27 protein-coding genes are annotated in these 25,563 nt (G+C 63.6%); 21 read left to right on the top strand and 6 right to left on the bottom strand.

The window, feature by feature from the left end; genetic code table 11:
- The first annotated feature begins 42 nt into the window (after positions 1-42).
- A complete protein-coding gene (locus AC13CR_RS02000) occupies positions 43-993 on the top strand; it encodes a Bug family tripartite tricarboxylate transporter substrate binding protein (RefSeq protein ID WP_292957256.1) in 951 nt (316 codons plus the stop codon).
- A gap of 63 nt (positions 994-1,056) precedes the next feature.
- Here AC13CR_RS02000 and AC13CR_RS01995 read toward each other — a convergent pair whose 3' ends face one another.
- From AC13CR_RS01995 to AC13CR_RS01980, 4 genes are all read right to left on the bottom strand, one after another.
- On the bottom strand, positions 1,057-1,929 hold the full coding sequence (locus tag AC13CR_RS01995; protein ID WP_292957258.1) for an NAD(P)-dependent oxidoreductase: 873 nt from the start codon (positions 1,927-1,929) through the stop codon (positions 1,057-1,059).
- On the bottom strand, positions 1,926-3,014 hold the full coding sequence (locus AC13CR_RS01990; RefSeq protein WP_482900711.1) for a Gfo/Idh/MocA family protein: 1,089 nt from the start codon (positions 3,012-3,014) through the stop codon (positions 1,926-1,928). Before AC13CR_RS01990 ends, AC13CR_RS01995 begins: the two co-directional genes overlap by 4 nt.
- Positions 3,015-3,130: 116 nt before the next feature.
- Positions 3,131-3,694 carry a carboxymuconolactone decarboxylase family protein gene (locus AC13CR_RS01985; protein ID WP_292957264.1) on the bottom strand — a complete coding sequence of 188 codons (564 nt, stop codon included), beginning with the start codon at positions 3,692-3,694 and terminating at the stop codon, positions 3,131-3,133.
- A complete protein-coding gene (locus tag AC13CR_RS01980) occupies positions 3,691-4,257 on the bottom strand; it encodes a flavin reductase family protein (protein WP_292957267.1) in 567 nt (188 codons plus the stop codon). Before AC13CR_RS01980 ends, AC13CR_RS01985 begins: the two co-directional genes overlap by 4 nt.
- Positions 4,258-4,482: 225 nt before the next feature.
- Between AC13CR_RS01980 and AC13CR_RS01975 the strand changes: the two genes are divergently transcribed.
- The 6 genes from AC13CR_RS01975 (at position 4,483) to AC13CR_RS01950 (ending at position 10,363) form a co-directional block, all read left to right on the top strand.
- Positions 4,483-5,544, top strand: coding sequence for an Ldh family oxidoreductase (locus AC13CR_RS01975; protein ID WP_292978539.1), 1,062 nt, complete (start codon positions 4,483-4,485; stop codon positions 5,542-5,544).
- 14 nt (positions 5,545-5,558) lie between these two features.
- Positions 5,559-5,960 (top strand): cupin domain-containing protein, encoded by a 402-nt coding sequence (locus tag AC13CR_RS01970; protein WP_292957273.1) that lies wholly within the window; start codon positions 5,559-5,561, stop codon positions 5,958-5,960.
- A 273-nt stretch (positions 5,961-6,233) separates the two neighbouring features.
- A complete protein-coding gene (locus AC13CR_RS01965) occupies positions 6,234-7,355 on the top strand; it encodes a Gfo/Idh/MocA family protein (RefSeq protein ID WP_292957275.1) in 1,122 nt (373 codons plus the stop codon).
- 110 nt (positions 7,356-7,465) lie between these two features.
- The gene (locus AC13CR_RS01960; protein WP_292957278.1) at positions 7,466-8,572 is read left to right on the top strand and encodes an LLM class flavin-dependent oxidoreductase; all 1,107 of its coding nucleotides are present in this window, start codon (positions 7,466-7,468) and stop codon (positions 8,570-8,572) included.
- Entirely contained in the window at positions 8,569-9,354 is a 786-nt protein-coding gene (locus tag AC13CR_RS01955) for an alpha/beta fold hydrolase (protein WP_292957281.1), read from the top strand. The genes AC13CR_RS01960 and AC13CR_RS01955 overlap by 4 nt, the downstream gene beginning before the upstream one ends.
- 13 nt (positions 9,355-9,367) lie before the next feature.
- The gene (locus AC13CR_RS01950; RefSeq protein ID WP_292978543.1) at positions 9,368-10,363 is read left to right on the top strand and encodes a Gfo/Idh/MocA family protein; all 996 of its coding nucleotides are present in this window, start codon (positions 9,368-9,370) and stop codon (positions 10,361-10,363) included.
- A 79-nt stretch (positions 10,364-10,442) separates the two neighbouring features.
- Here AC13CR_RS01950 and AC13CR_RS01945 read toward each other — a convergent pair whose 3' ends face one another.
- Positions 10,443-11,354, bottom strand: coding sequence for a dihydrodipicolinate synthase family protein (locus AC13CR_RS01945; protein ID WP_292957348.1), 912 nt, complete (start codon positions 11,352-11,354; stop codon positions 10,443-10,445).
- A 232-nt stretch (positions 11,355-11,586) separates the two neighbouring features.
- Between AC13CR_RS01945 and AC13CR_RS01940 the strand changes: the two genes are divergently transcribed.
- The 8 genes from AC13CR_RS01940 (at position 11,587) to AC13CR_RS01905 (ending at position 19,285) form a co-directional block, all read left to right on the top strand.
- Positions 11,587-12,270, top strand: coding sequence for a GntR family transcriptional regulator (locus tag AC13CR_RS01940; protein ID WP_292957351.1), 684 nt, complete (start codon positions 11,587-11,589; stop codon positions 12,268-12,270).
- A 35-nt stretch (positions 12,271-12,305) separates the two neighbouring features.
- Positions 12,306-12,722 carry a cupin domain-containing protein gene (locus tag AC13CR_RS01935; RefSeq protein WP_292957354.1) on the top strand — a complete coding sequence of 139 codons (417 nt, stop codon included), beginning with the start codon at positions 12,306-12,308 and terminating at the stop codon, positions 12,720-12,722.
- A 27-nt stretch (positions 12,723-12,749) separates the two neighbouring features.
- Positions 12,750-13,886: a zinc-dependent alcohol dehydrogenase gene (locus AC13CR_RS01930; RefSeq protein ID WP_482900710.1), complete on the top strand. Its 1,137-nt coding sequence runs from the start codon at positions 12,750-12,752 to the stop codon at positions 13,884-13,886.
- A 519-nt stretch (positions 13,887-14,405) separates the two neighbouring features.
- Positions 14,406-15,500 (top strand): Bug family tripartite tricarboxylate transporter substrate binding protein, encoded by a 1,095-nt coding sequence (locus AC13CR_RS01925; protein ID WP_292958444.1) that lies wholly within the window; start codon positions 14,406-14,408, stop codon positions 15,498-15,500.
- Between the two features lie 12 nt (positions 15,501-15,512).
- The gene (locus tag AC13CR_RS01920) at positions 15,513-16,073 is read left to right on the top strand and encodes a tripartite tricarboxylate transporter TctB family protein (RefSeq protein WP_292958442.1); all 561 of its coding nucleotides are present in this window, start codon (positions 15,513-15,515) and stop codon (positions 16,071-16,073) included.
- A gap of 6 nt (positions 16,074-16,079) precedes the next feature.
- Positions 16,080-17,585 (top strand): tripartite tricarboxylate transporter permease, encoded by a 1,506-nt coding sequence (locus AC13CR_RS01915; RefSeq protein ID WP_292958433.1) that lies wholly within the window; start codon positions 16,080-16,082, stop codon positions 17,583-17,585.
- Positions 17,582-18,364, top strand: a complete 783-nt coding sequence (locus tag AC13CR_RS01910; protein WP_292958431.1) for an SDR family NAD(P)-dependent oxidoreductase — start codon at positions 17,582-17,584, stop codon at positions 18,362-18,364. Before AC13CR_RS01915 ends, AC13CR_RS01910 begins: the two co-directional genes overlap by 4 nt.
- A 21-nt stretch (positions 18,365-18,385) precedes the next feature.
- The gene (locus tag AC13CR_RS01905; protein ID WP_446236518.1) at positions 18,386-19,285 is read left to right on the top strand and encodes a TRAP transporter substrate-binding protein; all 900 of its coding nucleotides are present in this window, start codon (positions 18,386-18,388) and stop codon (positions 19,283-19,285) included.
- A 22-nt stretch (positions 19,286-19,307) separates the two neighbouring features.
- Here the strand turns inward: AC13CR_RS01905 and AC13CR_RS01900 are convergent, their stop codons facing one another.
- Positions 19,308-19,730: a MerR family transcriptional regulator gene (locus AC13CR_RS01900; RefSeq protein ID WP_292958427.1), complete on the bottom strand. Its 423-nt coding sequence runs from the start codon at positions 19,728-19,730 to the stop codon at positions 19,308-19,310.
- Positions 19,731-19,804: 74 nt separating this feature from the next.
- Here AC13CR_RS01900 and AC13CR_RS01895 point away from each other — a divergent pair, with 74 nt between their 5' ends.
- The 6 genes from AC13CR_RS01895 (at position 19,805) to AC13CR_RS01870 (ending at position 25,425) form a co-directional block, all read left to right on the top strand.
- Positions 19,805-20,212: a mercuric transporter MerT family protein gene (locus tag AC13CR_RS01895; RefSeq protein WP_482900709.1), complete on the top strand. Its 408-nt coding sequence runs from the start codon at positions 19,805-19,807 to the stop codon at positions 20,210-20,212.
- Between the two features lie 13 nt (positions 20,213-20,225).
- Positions 20,226-20,528, top strand: a complete 303-nt coding sequence (locus AC13CR_RS01890) for a heavy-metal-associated domain-containing protein (RefSeq protein WP_292958423.1) — start codon at positions 20,226-20,228, stop codon at positions 20,526-20,528.
- 106 nt (positions 20,529-20,634) lie between these two features.
- Positions 20,635-22,062, top strand: coding sequence for a mercury(II) reductase (gene merA, locus AC13CR_RS01885; RefSeq protein WP_292958421.1), 1,428 nt, complete (start codon positions 20,635-20,637; stop codon positions 22,060-22,062).
- Positions 22,063-22,433: 371 nt separating this feature from the next.
- Positions 22,434-23,237, top strand: coding sequence for a 3-oxoacyl-ACP reductase FabG (fabG, locus tag AC13CR_RS01880; protein ID WP_293015084.1), 804 nt, complete (start codon positions 22,434-22,436; stop codon positions 23,235-23,237).
- The gene (locus tag AC13CR_RS01875; protein ID WP_482900708.1) at positions 23,237-25,135 is read left to right on the top strand and encodes a glycoside hydrolase family 15 protein; all 1,899 of its coding nucleotides are present in this window, start codon (positions 23,237-23,239) and stop codon (positions 25,133-25,135) included. The genes fabG and AC13CR_RS01875 overlap by 1 nt, the downstream gene beginning before the upstream one ends.
- Before the next feature lie 104 nt (positions 25,136-25,239).
- Positions 25,240-25,425, top strand: a complete 186-nt coding sequence (locus tag AC13CR_RS01870) for an FAD-dependent oxidoreductase (protein ID WP_482900707.1) — start codon at positions 25,240-25,242, stop codon at positions 25,423-25,425.
- Positions 25,426-25,563 lie beyond the last annotated feature (138 nt).

Here is a 25,563-nt window from a genome sequence, read left to right as displayed (position 1 = left end):
CGCGATGCAAGTGACGAACCATTCACAGGAGGAGGACCCACGATGGGAATGATAAGAAATGCGATCCTTGCGATCGCCGTGACAATGGGACTGGCAGGAACGGCGGCAACCGCCCAGACCTATCCCGACCGACCGATCACCATGATCATCCCGCTTGGTGCGGGCGGTTCGCATGATCTGAACGCGCGGGTAATCACCTCGGTACTGCCGCAGATCCTGGGCCAGCCGGTGGTGGTGCAACTCATGCCGGGGGCGGGCGGACAGACCGGCACCGCCGCGGCGGCTTCGGCGCCCGCCGATGGCTATACGTTGCTGTTCACACATAACTTCATCGACGAATTGCAGCAATTCGTCACCAAGCTGCCCTATACCCCGAACGAGGATTTCGTGGCGGTTTCCCGCACCAACACCGCACAGCCCGTGCTGGTGGTGCGCAACGACAGCCCCTTCCAGACATTCGAGGAGTTGATCGAATATGCCCGGGCCAATCCCGGCGAATTGCGGTTCGGTCACAGCGGGAACTGGGGGGCCTTCATGGTGCCGGGGCTTGCGCTCATGCAAGAGGCGGGCGCCGATGTCACGCTGATCCCGTATCAGGGCGGCGGCCCGGTGATCCAGGCGCTGCTGGCGGGCGACATCGACTTCACCTTTGCATTCTCCTCGGTTCTGGCGGGGCAGGACCTGCGCCCGCTGCTGGTCGTCGGCGAAGAGCCACTTCTCGACGGCGTGCCGACAACTTCCGATCTGGGCTACGACATGGTGTCAGACATCGGCGTCATGCAGCGCGTCGTTCTGGCACCGGCGGGCGTTCCCGAAGACCGTCTCAAGATCCTGCGTGACGCTTTTGCCAAGTTGAACGAGGATCCGACCTATCGGCAGCTTCTTGGCCGGCTGGGCGAGAACGCCTCGATGATGGACGGGGCCGAGTACGACCAGGTTCGTCAGCAGCAGGCCGAACGCTACAAGGCGCTGGTGGATTCGTTCGGCGGATAGTAGCAGGACGCCTTTTGACGCATGACCGGCGGTCCTGGCGGGGCCGCCGGTCTTCCCTTGCGATCAGCCGTTTCTCCAGCATTGGACCAGCGCGTCATAGGCTGGATAAAGCCGGGTGAAATCCTGACCGAGCAGACCTTCCTGCCCGGCTTGTGCCAGCAGGTCCGCGGTCAGGCCGACATAGGCCGACGGTTGTTCCAGATCGTCGAAAAGCGTCCTGGCCATGGCAAGATCCTTGGCCAGGTTGCCCGCCTCCGAGCGTCCGTCGAAGCCGCCGCTGACGATATGGTCGGGAAAGCGCCGTTCGCTGACGAAGCTGCGGGCATTGCCGGCATTCAGCACCTCGACCGCGCGATTCAGCGGAATGCCCGCACGTTCGGCGGCGCGGCAGCCCTCGGACGTGGCCAGAAAGATGGTGTGGCAGATCATGTTGTGGATGAGCTTCATCGTATGCCCGGCGCCCGAGGGGCCGAGGTGAAAGATCTGCGTGGCGATCAGGTCGAGGACCGGGCGGACGCGCGCCAGTGCCGTGGGCGCGCCGCCGATCATCAGCGTCAGTCGCCCCGTCGCGGCACCAGCGGCGCCGCCGCTCATGCCCGCGTCCAGATACTCGACCCCGGCGACCGCGGCACGGTCCGCCAGAAGCTTCGTGGCCCCGGGATCCGAGGTGGTCAGGTCGATCATCACGCGCCCGTCCGGACCGTCCAGCAGACCCGCCTCGAACAAGGCCGCGATCTGGGCGCTGCCGGGCACTGCCAGCAGAACGATTTCGCAGCCGGCCGCCGCCGCGATTCCGGATTGCGCACCGGGAAAGCGCGCATGGGCAGAGGCGTTCGTATCCCAGACGGCGTGCAACAGCCTTGCCGCGTCGAGATTGGCTGCGATCCCGCAGCCCATGTTGCCCAGACCGATGACGCCGCATCGCGGCGGGGTCATTCCGCCGCCCGTTTGTCGGCTTCGGCCATGTCGGCAAGTTGCGCGATCGAGCTGTTCGACAGCGGCAGATCGACGGGCGCGCCAATCTCGGCCGACAGGTCTGCCGCGCGATAGGTCTCCATGACCATGCGGGCATGGTCCGGCTGAACCATCACCGGGCGGTCCAGCAGCACGCTTTCCAGGAAATGCAGCGTCTCGGGACCCATCTGGCCGGCAAAGACATGGTCCACCTGTTCGCCCGGCATCGTCGACATGGGATAGCGGGTGCCGTCGGACACGGTGTTCAGCCATTTGTCGCGGTGGGTATCGTCAAGGAACAACGCGCCTTCGGTTCCCGTGATCTCGATCCAGGTCGCGCAGAAATTGGGATAGCTGGGTGGCAGGTTCCAGCCGCCGCCGATCACGACCAGCATCCCGTTATCCATGGTGACGGTCCTCCACATCGTGTCGTAGGAACCGTTGAGTTCCTTCATGTAGCCGTAAGCCCCCTGCGAATAGACCCGCACGGGTTTCGCCGGTTCCAGCATCCAGAACACGAAATCCAGATCATGCGTGGATTCCATGGCTGCGGGCGACAACCGCACGCGCGAAGCGATCTTCTTGCCCAGCGACCGCGAAAGGTGTCGGCTGACCATCACGTTGACCACCTTGCCAAGCGTGCCATCGGCGATCTTCTTCTTCGCGTAGGCAACCTTGGTGTTGAATCGCTGCGAATAGCCGATCGTGAATTTCAGATTGTTGTCCCGCGACAGCTGGATCAGTTCGTCCGCCTCCCAGAATTCCATCGAAATGGGCTTTTCCAGCAGCACATGCTTGCCGGCCTTCAGGCAGTCGCGCGCGATGGGATAATGGGTCTGCTCGGGGGTGGTCGAGATATAGACCACCGAGATGTCCGGATTGGCGATGATTGCCTTGTAGTCCGTGGTTGCCGTGGCCGGATGGGTCAGGGTGCGCACTTCTTCCAGGCGATCGGGGCGGATCTCGCAGATATGCAGCTTGTCCACCAGGGCCGAGTTGGCAAGCGTTTCCGCGCGAATGCCGCCGCACCAACCGGCGCCGATGACGGCGACCTCAACCTGTTTCATGTCGTTCCTCCCGTTTGCGCTTTTCCGGTGCAAGCCCGGCTGTGTGGTTCTAGCAATCGCTGACAGCGAAGGTCATGATTTGTCTGGAGAGCGATGATCAGCTTTTCTGATGCGGCTTAGACCAGCGGGGGCGCGGTCGTGTCGGGCGCCGCGGTCTGCGCGCCGTTCATGACCACCGATAGCAGCGTGTAATAGCCGATGACCCCGAACAGATCGATCACGCCCTGCTCGCCGAACAGCCGCAGGGCCTGTGCATGACTTGCGTCCGACAGCCGTCTGGTGCGCAGAAGTTCATCGACCGTTGCGTGGACGACGCGCTCGTCCTCGCGCCGGAAATCGGGCGTCCGGGCCGCCGCCAGCGCCGCGATGATTGCCGGGTCTATGCCCTCTTGCCGGGCGATGGGCGCGTGGATCGCCCATTCGACCGGCTGATCCCAGAAACGCGCCGTGCACAGGATCGCCAATTCCGTCAATCGACGCCCGATCACGCTGTCATAGCGCAGATATTCGCCCACGCGCTGCACGCGGTCCATCAGTTGGGGGCTACGCATGAGCGGCACGAAGGGGCTGACGATGGCCTTGCGCGGCCCCTCCAGCATGGGCTCTACATGTCTGCGCTGCGCGTCGGTCCAGTCGACTTCGGGGATCGGGGGGTAGCGGTCGGGGCCAGGCGGTTTCAACCAAGACCCTCCCACATGGCGGCAAGGTCGCTACTGGCGTCGATATTGGGCAGGCGTGCCGCCACCGCATAACGCCCGCTGCTGAACAGTAGCGGGCTGGCGGCATCGTCGAAAGAGGCGCGCACCACGCGGCCCAGCAGGATCACGTGATCGCCGGCCGGGATGCTGCGATCGAGATCGCATTCGAACAAGGCCAGCGCGCCCTTCAGCACAGGGCACCCGCCATGCCCGTCGGCACAGGCGATGCCGGCGAACTTGTCTGCCCGGGGGGTGGCGAAATGGTGCGACAGATCCGCCTGCTCCTGGGTCAGGATGTTCACGGCGAACACCCCGGCGTCAAGGAATGCGCGCAGGGACGGCGCCTCGTTGCGCACGCTCCACAGGATCAGCGGCGGATCCAGCGACACGGCCGAGAAGGAATTGGCCGTCACCCCGATGCGGCTACCGCCTGGCGCGCGGGTGGTGATGACGGTGACGCCGGTCGAGAACCGGCCCAGAGCCTGCCGGAACAGGCGGGAATCCGGCGGCGCCGCTTTGTCGAAAGACAGGACGTGTCGGGTCATGATGTCCTCGCAGACAGGAAGTCGCCGCCATCCTTTCAGGTTCGGCTTCGGGGGGGAAACAAGAAAATCTGCTGGCCCGCATCAACCGTGCTTCAACCTGATGAGAGCCAGAAGAAAACATGATTTCAACTGCGTCGGCATTCTTCATAATCTTTCCCGAACGGAGGTCGTGATGCAGGCAGCACAGGCAGCGGGCCGCGCTAGGTCAGCACCGGGGGATCCGGCGTGACGCGGCATGTTACGGCGGAACGATTGCAGACCCTTGCCGCCGGGGTGCTTGGGGCCGAGGGCTTGCCGCCTCAGGAGGCGGCGATCGTTGCCGAGATGATGATCGAGGCCGATCTTCTGGGGGCCGATGGTCACGGCATCTTTCGCCTGCCGCGTTATCTGGAGCGCCTGCGCGCCGGCGGCTTCAACGCCCGGCCCAATATCCGGATCGCGCGCGAGCGGGGCGCGATGGCGCTGGTGGATGGCGACAACGGGTTCGGTCATCTGGTGATGAAGTTTTGCGCCGATGAAGCCGTCAGGCGCGCGCGCAGCCACGGCATCGGCTGGGTCGGGGCGCATCACTCGAATCACGCGGGCGCGGCGGGTGTCTATGCCCTGATCCCGCTGGCCCACGACATGATCGGATTCTATGTCGCCGTGGGCAGCGCCAATCACATGGCGCCCTGGGGCGGTCTGGAAATGCTGCTCAGTACGAATCCGATCGCGGTGGCCATCCCTGCGGCGGGGCGCAGGCCGGTGTTGCTGGACATGGCGACGACGGTTGCGGCCTATGGCAAGGTCAAGCTTGCCGCGCAGCGAGGCGAGACCATGCCGCCCGACTGGATGATCGATGCCCAGGGCAACCCGCTGACGGATCCCGCGCGTGCGGGCGAGGGAACGCTCATGCCCATCGGCGGGCCCAAGGGATACGGCCTGGCGCTGATCTTCGGGCTGCTGGCCGGCACGTTGAACGGGGCCGCCTTCGGGCGCGATGTGATCGACTACAACCATGACGATTCGAGCGTCGCCAATACCGGGCATTTCGTCGTGGCCATCGATATCGCCAGCTTTGGCGATCTTGAACATTTCAAGGCCGAGGTGGCGCGCATCGGCGACGAAATTGCGGGCTCGGTGCGCCGGCCCGGTTTTGATGCGATCCGCCTGCCGGGCGAACGCGCCCTGTCCGTGCGCGAGAAACGCCTGGCCCATGGGATCCCGGTTCCTCCGGCCCTGCTGGAGAAGCTTGGCGCTATCGCCGCGGCTTGCGGCCTGCCAAGCTTGCAGGATCAGCCGGAATGACGCGCCGGACCGCCATGATCCGGCACCTTGAGGCGATCGACGAATTTGACCGGGGCAACGGTGTCGTCACGCGCCTGTTTTGCAACGCGGACATTTGCGGTGCTCAGGTGACGACCGGGACCACGGTGCTGCCCGTCGGCAAGAGCGTGGCCATGCATTATCACAACTGCGATGAACAGATCGTCATTCTCGCGGGCCGCGCCGAAGCCGAGTTCCAGGGGCATCGGCGTCCCATCGGCCCGATGGAAGTCGCCTATATTCCCAGGGGCGAGGTGCATTGCTTTCACAATGTCGGCGACCAGCCGGTGCTGATGCTGTTCATCTATGACGCCGGCGAGGTGACGCGGACCTTCGAGGCCACCGGAGAAACGGTCGTTCATCTGGGTGCGGGCGATCGCGCGCAGCCGAAGGGATAAGGCGACGGACCCGACCGCTGCAAGCCGCGCAGGCCGGCGCGACTGGTCATGTCCATCTGTTCCGGCGCGGCTTGAAGGCGCGCTTGTCCTGCCCGGATCGCGCTTTTTGCAATTCGGGCGGCCGGGCGGGGCCGGTGTGACCATCGCGGCGGTGTTTCTCTTCGGTGATAGGTCCGGCCATACCCTGCGCTGATAGACATCAGCGATTCTTTTAATTTCTGCAGGTTCATACGCCTCCTTATCCTTTCGCCAAATGCGAGGGGAGGAAACCGCATGGCGGTAAGGAATGAAGTCGGTCTCGCCATCATAGGCTGTGGCACCATCGGGCGGATCCGCGCGATCATCGCGCGGGATTATCCGGGTATCGGCTGGCTGGGCCTTTGCGACACCAACCGCGGGCTTGGTAAAAAGCTTTCGGCCGACAGCGAGGCGGATTTCTTCACGACAGATTTCCACGAATTGCTTGACCGCCCCGAGGTCTCGGCAGTCATCATCGCCACTGACGAGAACAACCACGCAGCGCCGACGCTGGCTGCGGCCGAACGCAAGCAATCGCTGTTCATCGAAAAGCCGATCGCCACCGACGCGCGAGAATCGCTGGCCATCCTGCGCGCGATCGAAGAGGCCGGGGTGGATGCGGTCATGGGCTATACACAGCGTTTCCGCCGCCGGTTCCTGACCGTCAAGGAACGTCTGGTCACCGGTCAGATCGGTGAGGTGCATTCCGTGGTGACGCGCGCGTTCATGAACAGGATGGTCCCCATCGCCACCGTCTCGCGCACGCAGAACCGGCGGCACCTGACGCCGATGGTGGTTTCGGGCACGCATTCGCTGGACATGTCGATGTGGCTGATGGAGGCCAAGACGCCGGTGTCGGTCTATGCGAAATCGACCGACAAGGTCATGTCGCGGTGGGGAACAAAGGATTCCACCTTCGGCATCTTCGAGATGGACGATGGTGCGATCTTTTCCATGAACATCTGCTGGGGCCTGCCCGAGGTCTGGCCGGGATCCGTCTACGGGCTGGAGATCGGCATCGTCGGGGCCGAGGGCGTGATCGATATCGAGGATACGCATCGCGACCTGGTTCTGGCGACGAATGTCGCGCAAGGCGGCGGCTATGTTCCCGACGGCTACGAACCGCCCGCAAGGCATGTCGATTTCCTGACCAGCTATCCGCCGGGCGACCTGCACATGAACCAGCTTTGGGGCCCCATGCGGGAAGAAACGGTCAATTGGTATCAGCGTCTGTGCATGGGCGTGCCCACGCCCCATGCCACCGCGCAGGACGGCCACCGCAACCTGATTTTGACCATGGCGATGGATCTCTCGGCGCGGCGTGGTCGTGAGGTGCGCCTGCCGGTCGATCCGGACGAATTGATGGCCGAGGACTGACCCCAGCACGCACCCCGCCATGCCGAAACCGGATGGCGTTCATCAAACCTTCTCGTTTCTCTTGCTGCGCGGCGCGTCGGTAAGATCGGGCAAACACAGTGGAGACAATCATGCAGCTTGGGTTTTTCACCATGCCTATCCACCCCCTCGAAAAGGATTGGCGCCAGAGCCTGCGCGAGGATCAGGAGGCATTCGTCCTGGCCGACGAACTGGGCTTTGCAGAGGGATATGTCGGCGAGCATGTCACCGACGTGGCAGAAAACATCACTTCGTGCATGGTTTTCATTGCCTCGCTGGCCGGCCGCGTGCGGCAGATGCGGCTCGGGACCGGCACGGTCAACCTGCCCAACAACCACCCGGCACAGGTCGCCGCGCAGATCGCCATGCTGGATCATCTGCTCGATGGCCGTCTGAACTTCGGCATCAGTCCGGGCGGATTGCTGTCGGATTCCGAGATCTTCGGCAACCTCGACCACGACCGCAATGCGATGTTTCTCGAAGCGATCGACATGATCCTGGCACTTTGGTCCAAGGACGCGCCCTATGATCTGCGCGGCAATTTCTGGAACATCTCGACCGAACGCACGCTGATGGCCGAGATCGGCCAGGGAATCGTCGGCAAGCCTTTGCAACGCCCGCATCCGCCCATCATCGTGACGGCCGTCGCGCCTTTTTCCAAGGGCGTCACCGCCGCCGCTGCACGTGGCTGGGATCCGATCTCGGCGAATTTCCTGATGCCGAAATGGGTCGCTTCGCACCGCGGCTGCTATCTGGACGGATGCAAGCAGGGCGGAAGGCCGGGCGATCTGGCCAACTGGCGGGTCGCCAAAAGCATCTTCGTGGCCGACGACATGGCCACCGCGCGCGATTATGTCACGCGACCGGACAGCCCCTATCAGTATTACTACCGGTCGCTTCTGACCAAGCTCAAGAAGAATGGCCGGGCGAACCTGTTCAAGGAAGACCAGAGCATGTCAGACGACGAAGTGACGCTGGATTACGTCATGGAACGCCTGGTGACCTACGGCACCCCCGACAAGGTCGCCGAAGAATTGCTGGCGTTCCGCGAACTGACCGGGCAATTCGGCACCCTTCTTTATGCGGGCCATGACTGGGCCGACCCGGAACTGGCGCGACGTTCGAAGATCCTGATGGCGGAGAAGGTCCTTCCGCTCGTCAACAAGGCCGAGAAAGATCAGCTGAAGGCCGCGATATGACCCGTGCCATCGTGAAATCGGGTGAGGCGAGGCTTTCGGTCAAGGTCGAGGGCCCGGTCGGCAAGCCCTGGATCCTGCTGTCGAATTCTCTGGCGACCGACCTGCACATGTGGGACGGCCAGATCGGCTTTCTGGCCGAAACGCATCGCGTGGTTCGCTATGACACGCGCGGACATGGGCAAAGCACGGCGCCGCAGGGGCCCTATGATCTCGACATGCTGGTGGAAGACATGCTGGCGGTTCTTGACCATGTCGGCGCCGACCGCGCCGACGTGATGGGATTGTCGCTGGGCGGGATGACGGCCCTGGGACTGGGCCTGGCGCATCCGGATCGGGTGCGGCGCATGGTGGTTTGCGACGCACGCGCCGACAATCCGCCGCCTTTCGTGGCCAGTTGGGACGATCGGATCGCCGCAATCGAAAGGGGCGGCATGGCGGCCATCGTGTCGGGCACGCTGGAACGCTGGTTCACCGGCCGGGCCTCTGCCGATCTGCGGGTGCGGGCCGAGGCCATGATCCTCGCGACCGCGGTGCCGGGTTTTGCCGGTTGCGCCCGCGCATTGCAGGGGCTGAACTATCTTCATCGGCTTGGTGAGCTGACCGTGCCGGTGCGATATGTGGTTGGCAGCGAGGACATGGCCGCGCCGGTGGCCGCCATGCAGGCCATGGCGGATGCCACCCCGGGCGCGCGCCTGACGGTTCTGCCCGGCCTGGCCCATATCCCCGCCATGGAGGATCCGGCTGCCTTTCAGGATGCCGTGATGAACTGGCTTCGCGCATGAGGAGAAGAAGGGGATGCTGAACATCGCGATTGCGGGCTTTGGCTGGTGGGGACGTCACATCCTGACCCGCCTGCAAGGCCATGACAGACTGAGCGTCCTGGCCGTCGCCGAGCCCGATCAGTCGCTTCATGCCGATATCCGCGCCATGGGGGCCGAGGCCGTGAGCGGCTTTGACGGAGTGCTGTCCGATCCGCGCGTGCAGGCCGTGGTGCTGACCACGCCACACATGATGCACGAGGAACAGGTCGTCGCGGCGGCGCGGGCGGGTAAACATGTGTTTTGTGAAAAACCGCTGGCCATGACGGCCGCCAGCGCCCGCTGCGCCGTCCTGGCCTGCCGGGAAGCCGGCGTGGTGTTGGGGATCGGGCACGAGCTGCGTTTCGATCCGGCGATGCGGCGGCTCAAGGCGCTGGTATCGGCTGGCGATCTGGGCACGATCATGCACGCCGAGGCCGCCTTCAGCCACAACAAGCTTGCCGGACTGCCGGGGGACGGGTGGCGCACGTCGAAAACGATGTCTCCCGGCGCCGGCATGACCGGCATGGGCATCCACCTGACCGATCTGATGATCTGGCTGTTCGGCCCGGTCGAGACGGTTCAGGCGCAGGTCCGCGACCGCACGCTGGGATGGCCGACCGGAGACATGGTCGTTGCCCAACTGGGCTTCGCGGCGGGTAACACCGCCCATTTCCAGGCCATCCTCAACACGCCGCACTACATGCGTTTTGCGGTATTCGGCGCGGATGGCTGGGCCGAGGCACGCTATTCCAGCCATCCCGACACGCCGGGCGGTCAGATCGAATGGTCGCTTTGCCGAAAGGGCGGCGCGCCGGAACGCGAGGTTCTGGACTGGAGCGATGCGGTCGTGTCCAATCTGACGGCCTTCGCGCAGGCGGTGACAGGGCGGCACGACTATCCCTGGAGCGATGCGGAACTGATCGGCAACATCGCCGTCTACGAGGCAATCGTGCAGTCATCCGACAGCGGCGAGACCGTGCGGCTGGGGTGAGCTTTCGGTCCGGCCAATGCCGATAACAGCCTGCCTGGCCCGGCCGGGTGGATCGTTCCCCCGCCTTCCTTCATGATTTTCAGGCGTCCGGCAGGGACCAGCCCGCATCCGCCATCCGCTTGCGCAGCGTAGCGAGATCGGCCTGTGGCAGGGCGTCCAGCGGTGGGCGCAGCACGGCAAGCCTCGGGTCGTTCATCTGGGCCGCCAGCAGCGCCTTGACTGCCGGGATCAACGGAAAGCCCGTCACGATCGTGCGCAGCCGGGCAACCTTGTCCTGCAATGCGTCAGCCTCGGGCGTGCCAAGGGCATCGATTAATGCGCCGATCCCGCCGGGATTGAGGTTGCCGGATGCGGTGATGCATCCCGCACCGCCGAGGGCGTGAGATTTCACAAGCATCGCTTCCGAAGACGGGAAGATGCTGAACCCGGGAAAGCGGCGAAGCATCGCCTCGGTATTCGGCCAGTCGCCGGAACTGTCCTTGATGCCAAGGACCGTGTTCGGGAAATCGCGGATCAGCCGCTCGATCAGATCGTGCGGAATGCCGACGCCGGTATTCTGGGGGATATGGTACAGCCACAGCCCCAGTTCGGAAGAACCGACGCCATCGATGACCGCGGCATACCAGGCGTAAAGCCCTTCGACCGAAACGGGCTTGTAATAGAAGGGCGGCAACGCCAGAACCCCGCCGCACCCAAGCGACAGCGCGTGTCTGGTCAGCGTGATCGTATCCATCAGTGATGGCAGGCCAACCCCGGGCATCAGAACGTCGGCCGGAACACCTGCGGCCACCAGTTTTTCCAGCAGCGCCATGCGTTCGGCGAGACTCAGCGAATTCGCTTCGCTGGTGGTGCCGAACACCGCCAATCCATTCGCGCCATTGGCCAGCAGCCATTTGCAGAACTCGACGAATGCGTCGCCATCCGGAGAAAGGTCGGCCCGGAAGGGCGTGATCGCAGGAACGAGAAGCCCGGTGAAACGTTTGGGTTCCATGGTCTGGTCCTTTCGGAATTGCGCTGATTGCCCAGGGCGACAAGCGGATCGATCAGGTCGGGCGTGCAGCCTGTCAGGTCTTGTCCTGCGGATATGCGAGACGCCTCGAGGCTGTCAACTGAAATATCAGTGTTGACACTCGGCCGTCCCTGATGCCATTTTCTGCAAAAGCCGCGACGCGGTTTGTTCCCGCGAATCCGGGTTCTCTGGCAGAAGGGACCATGATCAGAACATGCAGAGCGCCGAGAAACCCCGCGATCTGGCGAGGGACAGCGTCTATCAAGAGCTTCGGTCCGAGATTTTGATGTGTCGGCTGCGGCCGGGCCAGATGCTGCAGGAACGCGACCTTGTGGCGCGACTGGGGATCAGCAAATCGCCCATCCGCGACGCATTGCTGAAGCTGGAGCAGCGGGGCCTGATCGAGGTTCTGCCGCGCAAGGGCTATCGTGTACGCCAGATCGATATCAGCGACGTCCGCGACATGTATGGTCTTCGGCTGATCCTCGAACGCGAGTGCATTTCGCTGATGATGGACACGGCCAGCAAGGATGTTCTTGAACGTCTCGATGATTTCGCCGAGGCGCCGTCCAGCCCCGATCTGCCGACCTGGATCGATTACAACCGCGCCTTTCACACCTATATCGCGGCGCATTGCGGCAACGCCCGGCTTGCCATGATCGCGCAGGAAATCATCGAGCAGTTCGACCGGCTGACCTATGTCAGCGTGACAAGCTCTGACGATCTGTCGCTGGACAAGTTCGAGCGCGAGCATCGCGAGATCATCGGCGCCATCCGCGCGGGTGACAAGCGGCAGGCCATCGCGCTGGCGGGACGCCATGTTCAGAGCTCGCGCAAGAGGGTTCTCGATAGTCTCGGAAGTGCCTCGATCGTCGATACCTCGCCCGTGCCAGGCTGACGCCTGCGCACCATCAACAGCAAGGAGACGGGACCATGTCGAAGAACCTCCTGCCGGATTGGCCGGCCGAACTTGTCGAAGACATGAAGGTCAACGAATATAGCGGCGTCGTTGGCAGCGTCCTGGTATCGGAAACCGACGACCTTCGCGTCTGGCACCTGCATCTGCCCGCCGGCAAGCGTTGCAACTTTCACCGGCACGTCCTCAATTATTTCTGGACCTGCCACGCGCATGGCAAGGCGCGCGGCTATTTCGAGGACGGCACGATCAGGGATGTCGTCCATTTCCCCGGCGACACCAGGCATTTCGAGTTCCCCGAGGGAACCCACATGCTGCACAGCGTCGAGAACGTCGGTGATACCGACCTGCTTTTCACAACCGTCGAATTCAAGAAAAGCGCCAATCCGCCCTTGCCGGTGCCCGACAGCGTGCGGCTGACGGAAGCCGTCTGACAGACGAAATCGAGAGATAGCCGCCCCATGTATGCCCCCCCCGGAGTCAAGACCAGCCCGGCCGTGAACGTGTCCGAAACCATGAAGGCATGGGTTCTGGGCGAGCCTGGCGAACTCAGACGAATCGAAAAGCCGACGCCCGTGCCTGGGCGGGCCGAGGTCCTGGTCCGCATCGATGCCGTGGCGATCTGCGCCACCGATCTTGACGTCATCTCGACCGGCCCGCCCGCGATGATCCAGGGCGGATTGCCCTTCAACAAGAACTTCACGCCCGGCCATGAATACATGGGCACCGTCGCCGCGCAGGGACCGGGCGTCGACGAATTCGCCGTCGGCGACCGCGTGACTGTGGAAATCCACGCCGGGTGCGGGCAATGCAAGCGTTGCCGGATGGGCATGTACACGTCATGCCTGAATTACGGCCTGAATTACGGAGATGTGGACAAGGGCCATCGCGCGAATGGCTTCACGACGGATGGCGGTTTTGCCTCCTACGCGGTCAACAACATCAACACGCTGATCAAGATCGGCGATACGATGTCCGACGAGGAAGCGACGCTGGTCGTCACCGCGGGCACGTCGATGTACGGTCTGACCGAACTGGGCGGCCTGGTCGCCGGTGAAAGCGTCGTGGTCTGTGGACCCGGTCCGATCGGCCTGCTGGGCGTCGCGGTGGCCAAGTCGCTGGGGGCGCACCCGGTGATCCTGACCGGCACGCGCGACAATCGGCTTGAGGTGGGGCGCGAACTGGGCGCCGATCATGTGGTCAATGTTCGCCAGGAAGATGCTGTCGAGGCGGTCAGGAAGATCACCGGAGGCAAGGGGGTCGATTATGTGCTGGAATGCTCGGGTGCACCGGGGGCGATCGACACGGTCGGCAGGATGCTCAACCGCGGCGGCAAGATCTGCCTCGCAGCCTTTCCCCACGAAGCCGACAAGGTCGATGTGGCGCATCTGGTGCGCAACAACATCTACATCTACGGCATCCGTGGCGAAGGTAAATCCGCCACCCACCGTGCCCATGCTTTCATGGCCGACAAGCGATTTGACGCCACCAGGATCCATACCCACACCTTCGACATGGAGGATCTGCCCGAGGCCTTGCGCTATGCACGCGAACGTGTCGAGGACGCCATCAAGGTCGTCGTCAAGAACCGCCACTGACCGACCGGCCGTCGTCGTCGCGAATGGATCAAGGGAAATCAATTCCTGAGGAATGGGTTTCCGCATTTATGGCCAATATGCGCATTTCATGCGTCTCATTTTCCATGACTGAATATTTATATTTGAGTTGGATGATTTTGCGAGGGTCGACGCGTCTTCGTGGATACCAGGGGTCGCCGCCTCCGATTGCGGGATAAGCCGGCGGAACGCTGGCCTAAAATCATGTTTTAAAGCAATAATCCGATGCTCCGGGGCCGACACGGTGCCCGCAAGGCTGGCGCCTGACCCTTGAACTCTTTTCGGAATCCGGTGGCTGATGGTTTCTCTTCGGCGTTTCCCGAGCCGTGACCTGTCATCAGGAAAACATATGCCAGCCCATCACTATTCTAATGCGTAAATTATTGACGCGCGGCTCTTCGTTCTGCCAGGCTTTTTCTACCGCCTGAATATGCTGTTTCCGGTTCTTTTGCGATACGGAACTGCGCAAGAGACGCGGCGGTCACATAGGGAGGAGGTCACATGAAGAACGGATTCGATCGCCGCGCGTTCCTGGGGGGCGCCGGGATGGCGACGCTCAGCATCACCTTGCCGGGCATTGCCGCGGCGCAAAGCTATCCGGCCCGCCCGATTACCGTGGTGATCATGTATGCCGCTGGCGGTGGCACCGATGTCCTGATCCGCAAGCTGGCGGACGAAATGGCCAAGGCGCGCGGATGGAACGTCAGCATCGCGAACCGGCCCGGTGCCGTCGGCGGCATTGCGACGCAATATGTCAGCGCGCAGCCTGCGGACGGCTACAACATCCTTGGCGCGGCGAACTACAACAAGTTCGTGCGCGTGCTGGGGCATGTCCCGGCCTCGCCCGCGCCGTGGGAGCAATGGGCCTTCATGAAGGCCGGCAATGCCATTGCCAGCTGGTCCGTGCCCGTCGATTCGCCCTTCCAGACCTTGCAGGACGTCATCGACGCGGCGCGGGAGAAGCCGGGACGGATCAGCGTGTCCACCTCGGGGACCGGCGGGATCTGGCACGAGATGGCGCTTCTGATCGCCGCGTTCGCCAATATCGAGTTGCGCTATGTGCCCTATCAGGGCGGACAACCGGCCACGCTTGCCGGTCTGCAGGGCGAAGTCGACATTGCCGGCGGCGGGGTCCACGAGCATATCGAACTGGTGCGTGCGGGGCAGTTCCGCATGTTGCAGCAAACCGGGACGGAAGACATCGTGCTGGAAGACGGTACCGTGTTGCCGACGGTTGCCAACCTGATCCCTGACCTGGCCCCCTTCCTGCCGATGGGCGCCACCTACAACATGATGGTGCGCCGCGACACGCCGCCCGAGATCCTGGGCGAGATCCGGAATGCCTTCGTCGAGGCCGCCAATTCGCAGGACTTCCGCGATTTCCTCGCCGCGCGTTTCTTCCAGCATGATGTCAAGGTGGGGGAGGAGGCCGATCGCGAAGCGGCGCGCATGGAGGTCGTGACGGTCGACCTGTTCAACCGGTATGCCGACCAGATCGGTTCCGACGTGCTTTCGGCTGACGAACTCGGCCTGCCCGGACCGAATGGGTTCAAGGAATGGTGGCCGCCGCAAGGCTACATGCCGCTCGACCTGTGAGGGGCGTCGATCATGAGCCAGACCAACCAGAGCGAATTTGCCGGAGAAGAAGAGGGGGCTGGCTATGCCGCCCCCTCGGTGGACATGATCGCCGCCGTTCTTCTGACCCTTCTTGCCGGCTGGTACAGCTGGGAAGCACTGGGCTTTCGTGCACCCGGCGGCTGGCGCACGGCGCCCGGACTTCTGCCTTTGGCCGCGGGCCTCAGCTTGATGGCCATGGCGGTGGGTCTGGGCCTGACGGCATGGCGCCGACGGGGACGTGACGGTGCGACCGGCAAAGCCCGTCGCGATGCCGGGCACGGCGCCGACATGTTGCGGACCGCGATGCTGATCGGCGTGCTGTTCGTCTACCTGCTGGCGATGGATTCCATGACCTTTGGTCTGCGTGGCTATGTTGCCGGCGTCTTTCTGGTCGTCGGGGCGTTCGAAATCACCACCGTCCTGTGCCTGAGCGCGATGATGATGCTGTTCTGGAACGGCCGGCTGTGGATCATCGCCACGGTTTCGTTTGGCTGGACCGCCTTTCTCAGCATGACCTTCCGGAACATCTTTCAGATCGCTTTGCCGGGATGATCCGCGATGATTGATGCCTTCATTCAGGTGCTGCAGCCCTGGCTGCTGCTTGTCGCGTTCGGCGGGGTCAGCCTTGGGATTATCTGGGGGGCGCTGCCGGGCCTGTCGACCACCATGGCCATGGCGCTGCTGATCAGCCTTTCGACGGGGCTGGAGCAGTCCAGCGCGATCGTCTTCATGCTGGGTGTCTACACCGGCAGCGTGTTCGGCGGTGCCATCTCGGCCGTGCTCATCAACATTCCGGGCACCCCCGACGCTGTGCCCACGATGATCGAGGGCCACGCGCTGGCCAAGAGAGGCGAGGGCGGGCAGGCACTGGGCATGGCGATCGCCGGGTCCTTCGTGGGCAACTGGGTCGGAATTCTGCTTCTGGTCGCCTTCATTCCGCTGGTTCTCAGCTTCGCCCTGCAGTTCCGCTCGTGGGAAATGGCGCTGCTGGGCATGATCGGCATTTCGATCTGCGGCTCGATGGCCTGCGGGGCGATGCCCCTGAAAGGATGGATCGCCGGCTGGCTGGGCATCCTCGTGGCGCTGGTGGGCTTTGATCCGATCCACGCGGTGCAGCGCTATACGTTCGGTGTGCCCGAACTGATGGACGGGGTGAACTACGTCTCTGTGCTGATCGGGCTGTTCGGGCTGACCGAAATTCTCAAGGTCATGCCCAGCCGCGCGCAGCCGGTGGTGCCGGAGTCCGTCGGCCGGGTGATCCCCTCGCTGCGCAAGCTGGCGCGCTACTCGGTCGCAGCGGTGCGCTCGGGCGTGATCGGTGCGGTGACGGGCGCCATTCCCGGTGCAGGGGCCAATGTGGCCTCGTTCCTGTCCTACGACATCGGGCGGCGCATGGCCTCGCCCGAGGAAAAGGCGAAATGGGGCAAGGGCAGCTATGAGGCAATCGTCTGTGCCGAAGTGGCCAACAATGCCAATATCGGCGGCTCGATGTTGCCCACGCTGACGCTGGGCATCCCCGGCAACGCGGCGGCGGCGGCGCTGCTGGCGGCGCTCGCGCTCAACAACATCGTGGTCGGCCCGGCAATCGAGGTGGATCATCCCGGACTGATCTATTTCATCTATGCCGCGCTGATCGTCGCCAACCTGCTGATGTATGTCGCTGCGATCGGATTGATCAAACCCTGCGTCAAGCTGTTCAGCCTGCCGCGCGCGGTGTTGCTGGCATTGATCGTGCCGATCTGCGTGATCGGGGCCTATTCGGTACGTCTGAGCATGTTCGATGTCTGGGTGATGTTCGTCTCGGGCCTGGCCGGGCTGGCGCTGCGACAGCTGAAGTTCCCGGTCGCGCCGATCGTGCTGGGCGTGATTCTGGCACCGATGGTCGACGAGAACCTGCGCCGCGCGCTGCTGGTCTTCGAGGGACGTTCCTTCGGATTCGTTGTCCAGCAATGGGTCGGCACGGTGCTGGTCATCGCGCTGCTTGCGATCTTTGCCGAAGGGCTGCTGCGACTGCGCCGCAGTCCGGGCATCCCGCAGGGCGAACCGGTGGAGCATCAGGGATGAGCACGGCCAACAGGGCGGCGGGCCGTTTCACGGGCCGCAAGGCGCTGATAACGGGGGCAGGGGGCGGCATTGCCCGCGCCCTTGCGCTGCGTCTGGCGGAAGAGGGGGCAAGCCTGGCGCTGACCGACCTAGACCCGGCACGCGCCCATGATGCCGCGCAAGCCGTGCAGGCAATCGGCGGCAGCGCCGTCTCGCTGGCCGCCGATGTCACCGACCGCGCGGCAGTCGAGACCATGGTCACCCAGTCGGCCCGCGCGATGGGCGGGATCGACATTCTCGTAACCTGCGCGGGCGGATACACGGCCTATACCCGCTTCGACGAGATCGATCCCGACGACTGGGACAGGGTGATCGCCCTGAACCTGCGCAGCGTCTTCCTGTGCTGCTCGGCCGTGCTTGCGCATATGAAACAAGCGGGCCGGGGGCGGATCATCAATCTGGGTTCGCTTGCCGGCCGGTCGACCAGCGCCGGCTCGTCGCCGGCCCATTACGCGGCGGCCAAGGCGGCGGTATCGCTGATGACGCAATACCTGGCCAAGGACACGGCCCCATATGGGATCACGGCCAACACCGTTGCGCCCGGCACCACGCGAACCGATCGGGTGAATGCGCTGCTGACGCCCGAGAAAGAGGCGGCCTTTGCCCGCATGACGCCGATGGGACGGCTTGCCGAACCCGCGGACATCGTGGGAACCATCGTCTTTCTGGCCAGCGACGATGCGGCCTATGTGACGGGAACGACGATCGACGTGAACGGCGGCCGATTGATGCTGGTGTGAATGATGGCGAGGACAGCAAAAATGCGCGTGGGGGGATATCAAGGGCCGAAATCCGTGTTGACGGCCGGGCTAAGCCGCTTTTGCGAGAGCCTTGCGGCAGAAGGTCTTGACACCGAGCGGGTCGATGACGTCACCCAGAGCGGCGAAACGGCGCGGGCGCTTTTCGACGGGATCGAGAGCGGCGCATTCCAGGCGGGCTACATGGCCTCGGGCTATCTGACCGCGCGCGTGCCGGAACTGGCGGTCATCGACCTGCCATTTTCGCAGGGCGATCGTCATGCGGCCTATGCGGCGCTTGACGGACGCGCCGGGGCCATCCTGCGCGAAGCCGTTCACGGTGCGACCGGCTATCATGTGCTGGGTTTCTGGGACAATGGCTTTCGCCATCTGACGAACCATCGCCGTCCGCTGCGAAGCCGCGCCGATTGCAACGGGTTGGTGGTCCGCACGCTCGACAACCGGATCTACCGCGAAACCATGGCGGCGATGGGTTTCACCCCTGTGGTCACCGATGTCCGCGATCTGCGTGAGGCGGTGATGACAGGCCGGGTCGACGCACAAGAGAATCCACTGACGAATTCTGTCGTGTTCGAACTGTATCGCGACCACCGCCATCTCAGCATGACCGGACATTTCTTCGGTGTCGTCCTGTTTCTGTGCCACGCGGACTGGTTCGGTGATCTGCCGCCCGCCGCCCGCCGCGCGGTCGAGGCCGCGGCGGCAACCGCCACCGTCCGGCAACGTCGTCTCGCCGAGGCGCAGGACAGCGACGCCCTGACCATCCTGCAGGCCGAGGGGGTCGAGATCCTGCCGCGATCGGCACTTGACATGGCCGGGTTTCGGGCCGCCTGCGCCGCCATCATGGATCGCGAGCGTGCCAAGCTGCCGCCGGAACTCGTCGCGGCCTATCTGGGGCAATGAACGTGTCCGGCAAAGGCGGGATTCAGGCCGTTTCTGTCAGCGCGTCGATCACCGCGCATTCGGGACCATCTTCTCCGGTACACCGCGAAACCGTCTCGGTCAGCACTTTCTCGATACGCTGAAGATCGGCGATCTTTGCGCGCACCGCCCCGAGGTGGCGGGCTGCAAGGGATTGAACGTCGGCGCACGTGCCTGCCTTGCCATCCACCAGCCCCAGCAGGTCGCGGATTTCCTCCAGCGTGAACCCCAGATCGCGCGATCGCATCACGAAGCGCAGGCGCGCGACATGGGTATCGTCATAGCTGCGATAGTTCTTCGCCGTTCGCGGCGGCTGGGGCATGAGGCCGATGTTTTCGTAATAGCGGATGGTTTCCAGGTTGCACCCCGTCAGACGCGCCAGATCTGAACGACGCAGGACACTCACCGTTCCGTGACCGGATTTCATGATTCCACTCATTGAGCCTGTATCAGCTACAGAGCCTAGGTTCGGATGATCAAACGGGCAAGGGTGATTCGACGATGGCGGAAACGACGACCGAAGCCGAGGTTCCGAGCCTCGAAGAGAGGCAGGCCAGTGATCGCAAGGTCTGGGCGTCAACCGGCGGCGCGCTTGCCGGTTCGCTGGCGATGACCTCGTGCTGCATTCTGCCGCTGGTGCTGATCAGCTTTGGCATCGGCGGCGTCTGGATTGCCCAGTTGACGGCGCTTTATGCCTACAAGTGGTACACATTTGCCTTTGCCAGCGCCTTCATCGGCTATGGTTTCTGGAAACTGCATCGGGCCGAACAGGGCGAATGCCGCGATGGTGCGGCCTGCACCCGGCCGAAGAACCGCCGCGTCATGAAGGGAACGCTTTGGCTGGCCACGATCGTCACAGCGATCGCCATGATCTTTCCCTATGTCACGCCTTACATCCTGAGCTTCTGAAAAAGGAAAAGTCATGAGAACCCTGACGTTATCGCTGCTGGGCCTGTTTGCAGCCACCGCCGCCCAGGCGGCTGAAAGACAGGCCAGCATTGTGGTGAGCGAGCTGACCTGCCCGTCCTGCCCCTATATTGCCGCCAATGCGGTCAAATCCATCGACAGCGTTGAAATCCTTCAGAGCGACTATGATCAGGCGGCGGAAAAGATCGTCTTTCTGGTGCGCTATGACGACGCCGTCACCTCGCCCGAGGCCATCGCAGCGGCCCCCCTGCAATACGGGTATCCCGGCCGCGTGCTTGAGGACGCATCGGGGTCGTGACGCGGCTCGGGACCGGGACCGATGGGAAGCAGATATTTGCTGCAACGCGGCCCGATCGCCGGCTTGATCGAAACGGGCGCGGTCTGATCGCAAGAAGGACGGAACCATGAAAGATTTGAACAGGACCCCGAAAGACGGAACCTACGATCTGATCGTCATCGGGGCGGGGTCGGCCGGGTTTTCGGCCTCGATCGCCGCCGCCGAGGCGGGCAAGCGGGTGGCGCTGGTCGGGCACGGCACCATCGGCGGAACCTGCGTCAATGTCGGCTGCGTGCCATCCAAGGCGATGATCCGTGCCGCCGAGGCGGTTCACGCGGCATCGGCCGCCGGCCGGTTTCCGGGCGTCGCGCCCTGCGCGGCCCGGGTCGACTGGCCGGCGTTGGTGTCCGGCACCGCCGAACTTGTGGCCGCGATGCGACAGAAGAAATATTCCGACCTGCTGCCGCAATATGAAACCGTCGACCATATCGACGAGGGCCCTGCGCGGCTGGTCGAGGGCGGTGTCGAGGTCGGCGGGCGCCGCATGACGGCCGAACGCATCATCGTCGCCACCGGATCGCGCCCGCACATGCCCGATATTTCGGGGCTCGGCGCGGTCGATGTGCTGGACAGCACCGGCCTGCTGACGCTGCCTGAACGCCCTGACAGCGTGATCGTGCTGGGCGGCGGTTATATCGGGGCCGAACTGGCGCAGATGGCGTCGCGGCTGGGGGTCAGGGTGACGCTGGTCACTCGCTCGCGGCTGTTGCCGGGTGCGGAACCCGAGGTGGGCGAGGCGCTGACACAGGCGATGCGGGCCGAGGGTATCCGTGTCGAGACCGGCCTGAGCTACCGCGAGGTCGCCGCCCACGATGGCGGCGTGGCGCTGACCATCGAGCGGGGCGGCAAGCCGGTGACGCTCACCGCCGCGCGGCTGGTTGCGACCGCCGGGCGCGTGGCCAATACCGACGGTTTGGGGCTGGAGGCGCTTGGCATCCGGACCGACCGGCGCAGAGCCATCGTGGTCGGCCCCGACATGGCCACCACGCGGCCCGGCATCTATGCCGCCGGCGACGTCACCGACCGCGACCAGTTCGTCTATATGGCCGCCTATGGCGCCAAGGTCGCGGTCAACAATGCGTTCGGGCTGGAACCGATGCGCTATGACAACGCTGCGATGCCTTGGGTCGTGTTCACCGACCCGCAGGTCGCCGGCGTCGGCCTGTCCGAAGTCCAGGCGGGCGCAGCGGGGCACGAGGTCAAGACCAGCGTCCTGGCATTGGACAACGTGGCCCGAGCGCTGGCAGCGCGCGACACCCGCGGGCTGATCAAGCTGGTTGCCGATGCGCGGACCGACCGGCTGCTGGGCGGGCAGATCGTGGCACCGGAAGGGGCGGACACGATCCAGACGCTGGCCATGGCGCTGAAGGCGGGCATGACCACCAAGGCGTTGGGCGAAACGCTCTTTCCGTATCTGACGACCGTCGAAGGGTTGAAACTGGCCGCGCAGACCTTTGACAAGGACGTGGCCCGACTCAGTTGCTGCGCGGGATAGGATCCGTGCTCTTCACCACCTGCCGCCGAAGCGGTGCGGTGGTTTCTGGCCGCGGCGGCTTGGATGATCCTTCGGCGGTCATTGGCCGGTTCCGCGTCTTGCCCGCAGTCCGAAAGGAAGCGTCTCGATGGGAGTCGCAGAAACGTAAGATGACTTGGTCGACGCTTCATTGGGACCGGACTGACGTCGTTTTCGTCGTGCTGCGCCCGCAACGCCGATCCTGAGCTCTTCTCAACCTTTTCGGCACTGGCAGGCGGCGCCACACCGTTGAACATCCACGTGTAGAAGTCTGTATTTCAAACAGATATCTCCCGGCAAATGAAAACATCGCGGATGGCCAATCATCCCCGCAAGAAAGGTTACGCAATAAGATGTTGAGTATCTCTCTTCACGGACAGCGCAGCATCGTGACCGGTGGCAGTTCGGGGATTGGTGCAGCAACCGCGAAAGCTCTGGCTGCCGCGGGCGCCTCGGTCCTGCTTACCTATCGTTCCAGCGCCGAGGAGGCAGAAGCGGTCGCAAAAGAGGGCCGCGAGGCCGGCGCCACAGTTCATACGCTCCAAGTCGACATCGCGAAGCCTGACGATTGCGTAAGGCTCTTCGAAGAGGCCGACAGGCTGCTCGGCGGGGTGGATATCCTGGTAGCGAATGCCGGCGTGCAAAAGGACGGAGCTTTCACCGATCTGTCTCTAAAGGACTGGAACAAGGTGATCGAAGTGAACCTGACGGGCCAGTTCCTTTGTGCGCAGGAGGCGGTGCGCAGGTTCCGTCGGCAGGGAGGAACGGACGCTTCGACGGCACTTGGCAAGATCATTTTCAACAGCTCGGTACACCAGGCCATTCCCTGGGCGAGCCATGCCAATTACGCGACCGCGAAGGGTGGGCTCAAGCTGCTGATGCAGAGCATGGCACAAGAGCTGTCTTGCGAGAAAATCCGCGTCAACGCGATCGCCCCGGGGGCCATCAAGACGGATATCAATAAGGAGGCTTGGCAGGATGAAGAGGCCGAACGGCAGCTCCTGAAGCTGATCCCCTATGGCCGCGTCGGGCGGCCCGAGGATGTAGCCCAAGCTATTGTTTGGCTTGCCTCCGATGCCGCCGATTACGTCGTCGGGACGACGCTGTTCGTCGACGGCGGCATGATGCTCTACCCGTCTTTCCGCGAGGGCGGATAATGAGCACGCGAACAGATGGCTACCTCCCGTTGCGAGACTATGCGCTGCTGGGTGATTGTCACGGGGCCGCGCTTGTCGGCCGAGACGGGTCGGTGGACTGGTTCTGCCCGGGTCGGTTCGACGCGCAGCCGGTCTGCTGGCGACTGCTTGACGCGCGCAAAGGAGCCTTCTTCCAGATCGCGCCCGCGCACTCATACGAGGCGACGCGGGACTATGTGCCGGACACCAACATCCTGCGCACTGTTTTCGCGACCGGCGAAGGAACGGTCAGCGTTACCGACTTCCTGCCGGTGGGACGCAACCCGCAGGGCGCGCGCAAGGACACCCGGGACAGCTTCGTCGACCTCTCGGCGCCGGGTTGGCTGGTGCGTATTATTGAAGGGCTTGAGGGGCAATGCAACGTGACCGTCCGCTACTACCCCGGCGCCTGCGTCTTCGATCACAACGCGGCCGTGACGCCAGCACCGCTCCTTTTTCGGGACGGCGATCCGGGTGTGGATTGGTTCGACCGGGAGATCGTCGTTGCGGCAGGTGATCGTATTGCCTTCGTGCTGGCACCGGAAGGCGCCGAGCCCGCTCGGCACGTGCCTGAGCTGTTGGAGGTGACGACAGCCTTCTGGAACGAATGGTGCGCGCTGTCCCAATACGACGGGCCACATCAAGCCGCGGTGCGCCGCAGCGCCCTTGCGCTCAAGGCACTGACCTATGCCCCTAGTGGCGCCATAGTTGCCGCGCCCACGACATCTCTGCCCGAGGAAATCGGTGGCGTTCGGAATTGGGATTATCGCTACAGCTGGCTTCGCGATTCTGCGTTTGTCCTGCAGGCCTTGGCCGGATTGGGATATGACGGTGAGGCTGGCCGTTACTGCGAATTCCTCGGCCGATGCTGCGTGGATACCCTGCCGAACCTCCAGATTCTCTATGGGATAGAGGGGAAGGCGCAGCTGAAGGAGCGCGAACTGCATCATCTCGAAGGCTACGCACGCTCTTCGCCCGTGCGGGTTGGGAACGCCGCCTCGGATCAGTTCCAGCTCGACATTTATGGCGAGGTCGCAGACTGGGCGCAGGCCTACTGCGCCTTGGGTGGGCCGATAGATGATGCGCTCGAAACCCTGCTGAGGGGGATCGCCGACCATGTCGCGGGTCACTGGCGCGAACCGGATCAAGGTATCTGGGAGATGCGCGGGGAGCCGCGCCAGTATGTCCATGGCAAAGCAATGGCATGGGTGGCCCTCGACCGGGCCATCCGTCTGCTTGGGGCCCGGGAGGAATGGACCCAGGCGCGCACAGAAATCTTCGAAGCTCTGAAGGCTCATGGTCGCCACGGCCCGGAGGGGGCTTTCCGCCAGACCTTTGAGGATGGGGGCATGGATGCCGTGCTGCTGCTTTTGCCGCTGCTTGACTTGCCGCCGCTTGGCGACACGCTGGCCCTGACCGTGCAAGAGGTGGAAAACATCTTGCGCGAGGGCGATTTTGTCAGACGCTACAGTCTAGTTGATACAGACGACGGTCTCGATGGTGCGGATGGCGCATTCCTCATTTGCTCTTTCTGGCTGGTGGACGCCCTGCTCTGCAGCGACCGGGCGGGTGAGGCGCGGGAGCTGTTCGACCGCCTTCTCGGTAAGGCCAACAGTGTCGGCCTCTACGCCGAAGAAATCGACCTTGGAGATGAGTCCTTTCTCGGAAATTTCCCCCAGGCCTTCACGCACCTGGCCCTGATCAACAGCGCCATCAACCTGCAGCTTTTTGAGGCAGGAGGAGCGGACGCCCTGAGAGGGACACATGCCGATCGTCTCCGACGGGTTGTGTCGAGCCGCGGAGGGGGCTCTCCGCGAGAGGCCGATGAAGGGTCCAACAAGGTTGCAACCGAACGGTCGCTTCTCCACCGAAGCTTCTGACTGAGCGGTGCTGACAAGCCCGCTCCGAAACCTGATACGCGAATGTCCGGGAAATCGTTGAGACATTTCCGAACATCAAATTCTCTAGGAATAGGAGACTTTACATGGGAAATACCTACGACCTGATCGTCATCGGCAGCGGCACTGCCGCGTCAACCGTAGCGCGCCGTGTCAGCGCTGCCGGTCGGAGCGTGGCGGTGATCGATTTCCGTCCCTATGGTGGCACCTGCGCCCTGCGCGGATGCGATCCGAAGAAGATGCTGATCGGCGGCACCTCCGCCGCCGATTGAACCGTGCCGGGTTTGCCGGAGGCTCCAACTTCTGAGTAGGATGGAGCATCATGAGCAAGACGACGAACAAGTTTTCCCCTGAAGTGCGTGAACGCGCGGTGCGGCTGGTCTTCGATGGCGAGGGGCAGCATGGATCGC

It is taken from the genome of Paracoccus sp. L-17, assembly GCF_056857655.1.
The sequence above is the reverse complement of the archived record's forward strand: the minus strand, read 5'-3'. Positions and strand labels throughout refer to the sequence as shown.

What these genes read in the sequence shown, in the direction of transcription:
- AC13CR_RS01900 (WP_292958427.1), bottom strand. Translation starts at nt 19,730, where the DNA reads ATGAAATCCGGTCACGGAACGGTGAGTGTCCTGCGTCGTTCAGATCTG.
- AC13CR_RS01965 (WP_292957275.1), top strand. Translation starts at nt 6,234, where the DNA reads ATGGCGGTAAGGAATGAAGTCGGTCTCGCCATCATAGGCTGTGGCACC.
- merA (WP_292958421.1), top strand. Translation starts at nt 20,635, where the DNA reads ATGAAAGATTTGAACAGGACCCCGAAAGACGGAACCTACGATCTGATC.
- AC13CR_RS01915 (WP_292958433.1), top strand. Translation starts at nt 16,080, where the DNA reads ATGATTGATGCCTTCATTCAGGTGCTGCAGCCCTGGCTGCTGCTTGTC.
- AC13CR_RS01910 (WP_292958431.1), top strand. Translation starts at nt 17,582, where the DNA reads ATGAGCACGGCCAACAGGGCGGCGGGCCGTTTCACGGGCCGCAAGGCG.
- AC13CR_RS01995 (WP_292957258.1), bottom strand. Translation starts at nt 1,929, where the DNA reads ATGACCCCGCCGCGATGCGGCGTCATCGGTCTGGGCAACATGGGCTGC.
- AC13CR_RS01945 (WP_292957348.1), bottom strand. Translation starts at nt 11,354, where the DNA reads ATGGAACCCAAACGTTTCACCGGGCTTCTCGTTCCTGCGATCACGCCC.
- AC13CR_RS01955 (WP_292957281.1), top strand. Translation starts at nt 8,569, where the DNA reads ATGACCCGTGCCATCGTGAAATCGGGTGAGGCGAGGCTTTCGGTCAAG.
- AC13CR_RS01940 (WP_292957351.1), top strand. Translation starts at nt 11,587, where the DNA reads ATGCAGAGCGCCGAGAAACCCCGCGATCTGGCGAGGGACAGCGTCTAT.
- AC13CR_RS01920 (WP_292958442.1), top strand. Translation starts at nt 15,513, where the DNA reads ATGAGCCAGACCAACCAGAGCGAATTTGCCGGAGAAGAAGAGGGGGCT.
- AC13CR_RS01960 (WP_292957278.1), top strand. Translation starts at nt 7,466, where the DNA reads ATGCAGCTTGGGTTTTTCACCATGCCTATCCACCCCCTCGAAAAGGAT.
- AC13CR_RS01970 (WP_292957273.1), top strand. Translation starts at nt 5,559, where the DNA reads ATGATCCGGCACCTTGAGGCGATCGACGAATTTGACCGGGGCAACGGT.
- AC13CR_RS01950 (WP_292978543.1), top strand. Translation starts at nt 9,368, where the DNA reads ATGCTGAACATCGCGATTGCGGGCTTTGGCTGGTGGGGACGTCACATC.
- AC13CR_RS01890 (WP_292958423.1), top strand. Translation starts at nt 20,226, where the DNA reads ATGAGAACCCTGACGTTATCGCTGCTGGGCCTGTTTGCAGCCACCGCC.
- AC13CR_RS01875 (WP_482900708.1), top strand. Translation starts at nt 23,237, where the DNA reads ATGAGCACGCGAACAGATGGCTACCTCCCGTTGCGAGACTATGCGCTG.
- AC13CR_RS01870 (WP_482900707.1), top strand. Translation starts at nt 25,240, where the DNA reads ATGGGAAATACCTACGACCTGATCGTCATCGGCAGCGGCACTGCCGCG.
- AC13CR_RS01980 (WP_292957267.1), bottom strand. Translation starts at nt 4,257, where the DNA reads ATGACCCGACACGTCCTGTCTTTCGACAAAGCGGCGCCGCCGGATTCC.
- AC13CR_RS01925 (WP_292958444.1), top strand. Translation starts at nt 14,406, where the DNA reads ATGAAGAACGGATTCGATCGCCGCGCGTTCCTGGGGGGCGCCGGGATG.
- AC13CR_RS01895 (WP_482900709.1), top strand. Translation starts at nt 19,805, where the DNA reads ATGGCGGAAACGACGACCGAAGCCGAGGTTCCGAGCCTCGAAGAGAGG.
- AC13CR_RS01990 (WP_482900711.1), bottom strand. Translation starts at nt 3,014, where the DNA reads ATGAAACAGGTTGAGGTCGCCGTCATCGGCGCCGGTTGGTGCGGCGGC.
- fabG (WP_293015084.1), top strand. Translation starts at nt 22,434, where the DNA reads ATGTTGAGTATCTCTCTTCACGGACAGCGCAGCATCGTGACCGGTGGC.
- AC13CR_RS01905 (WP_446236518.1), top strand. Translation starts at nt 18,386, where the DNA reads ATGCGCGTGGGGGGATATCAAGGGCCGAAATCCGTGTTGACGGCCGGG.
- AC13CR_RS01930 (WP_482900710.1), top strand. Translation starts at nt 12,750, where the DNA reads ATGTATGCCCCCCCCGGAGTCAAGACCAGCCCGGCCGTGAACGTGTCC.
- AC13CR_RS02000 (WP_292957256.1), top strand. Translation starts at nt 43, where the DNA reads ATGGGAATGATAAGAAATGCGATCCTTGCGATCGCCGTGACAATGGGA.
- AC13CR_RS01935 (WP_292957354.1), top strand. Translation starts at nt 12,306, where the DNA reads ATGTCGAAGAACCTCCTGCCGGATTGGCCGGCCGAACTTGTCGAAGAC.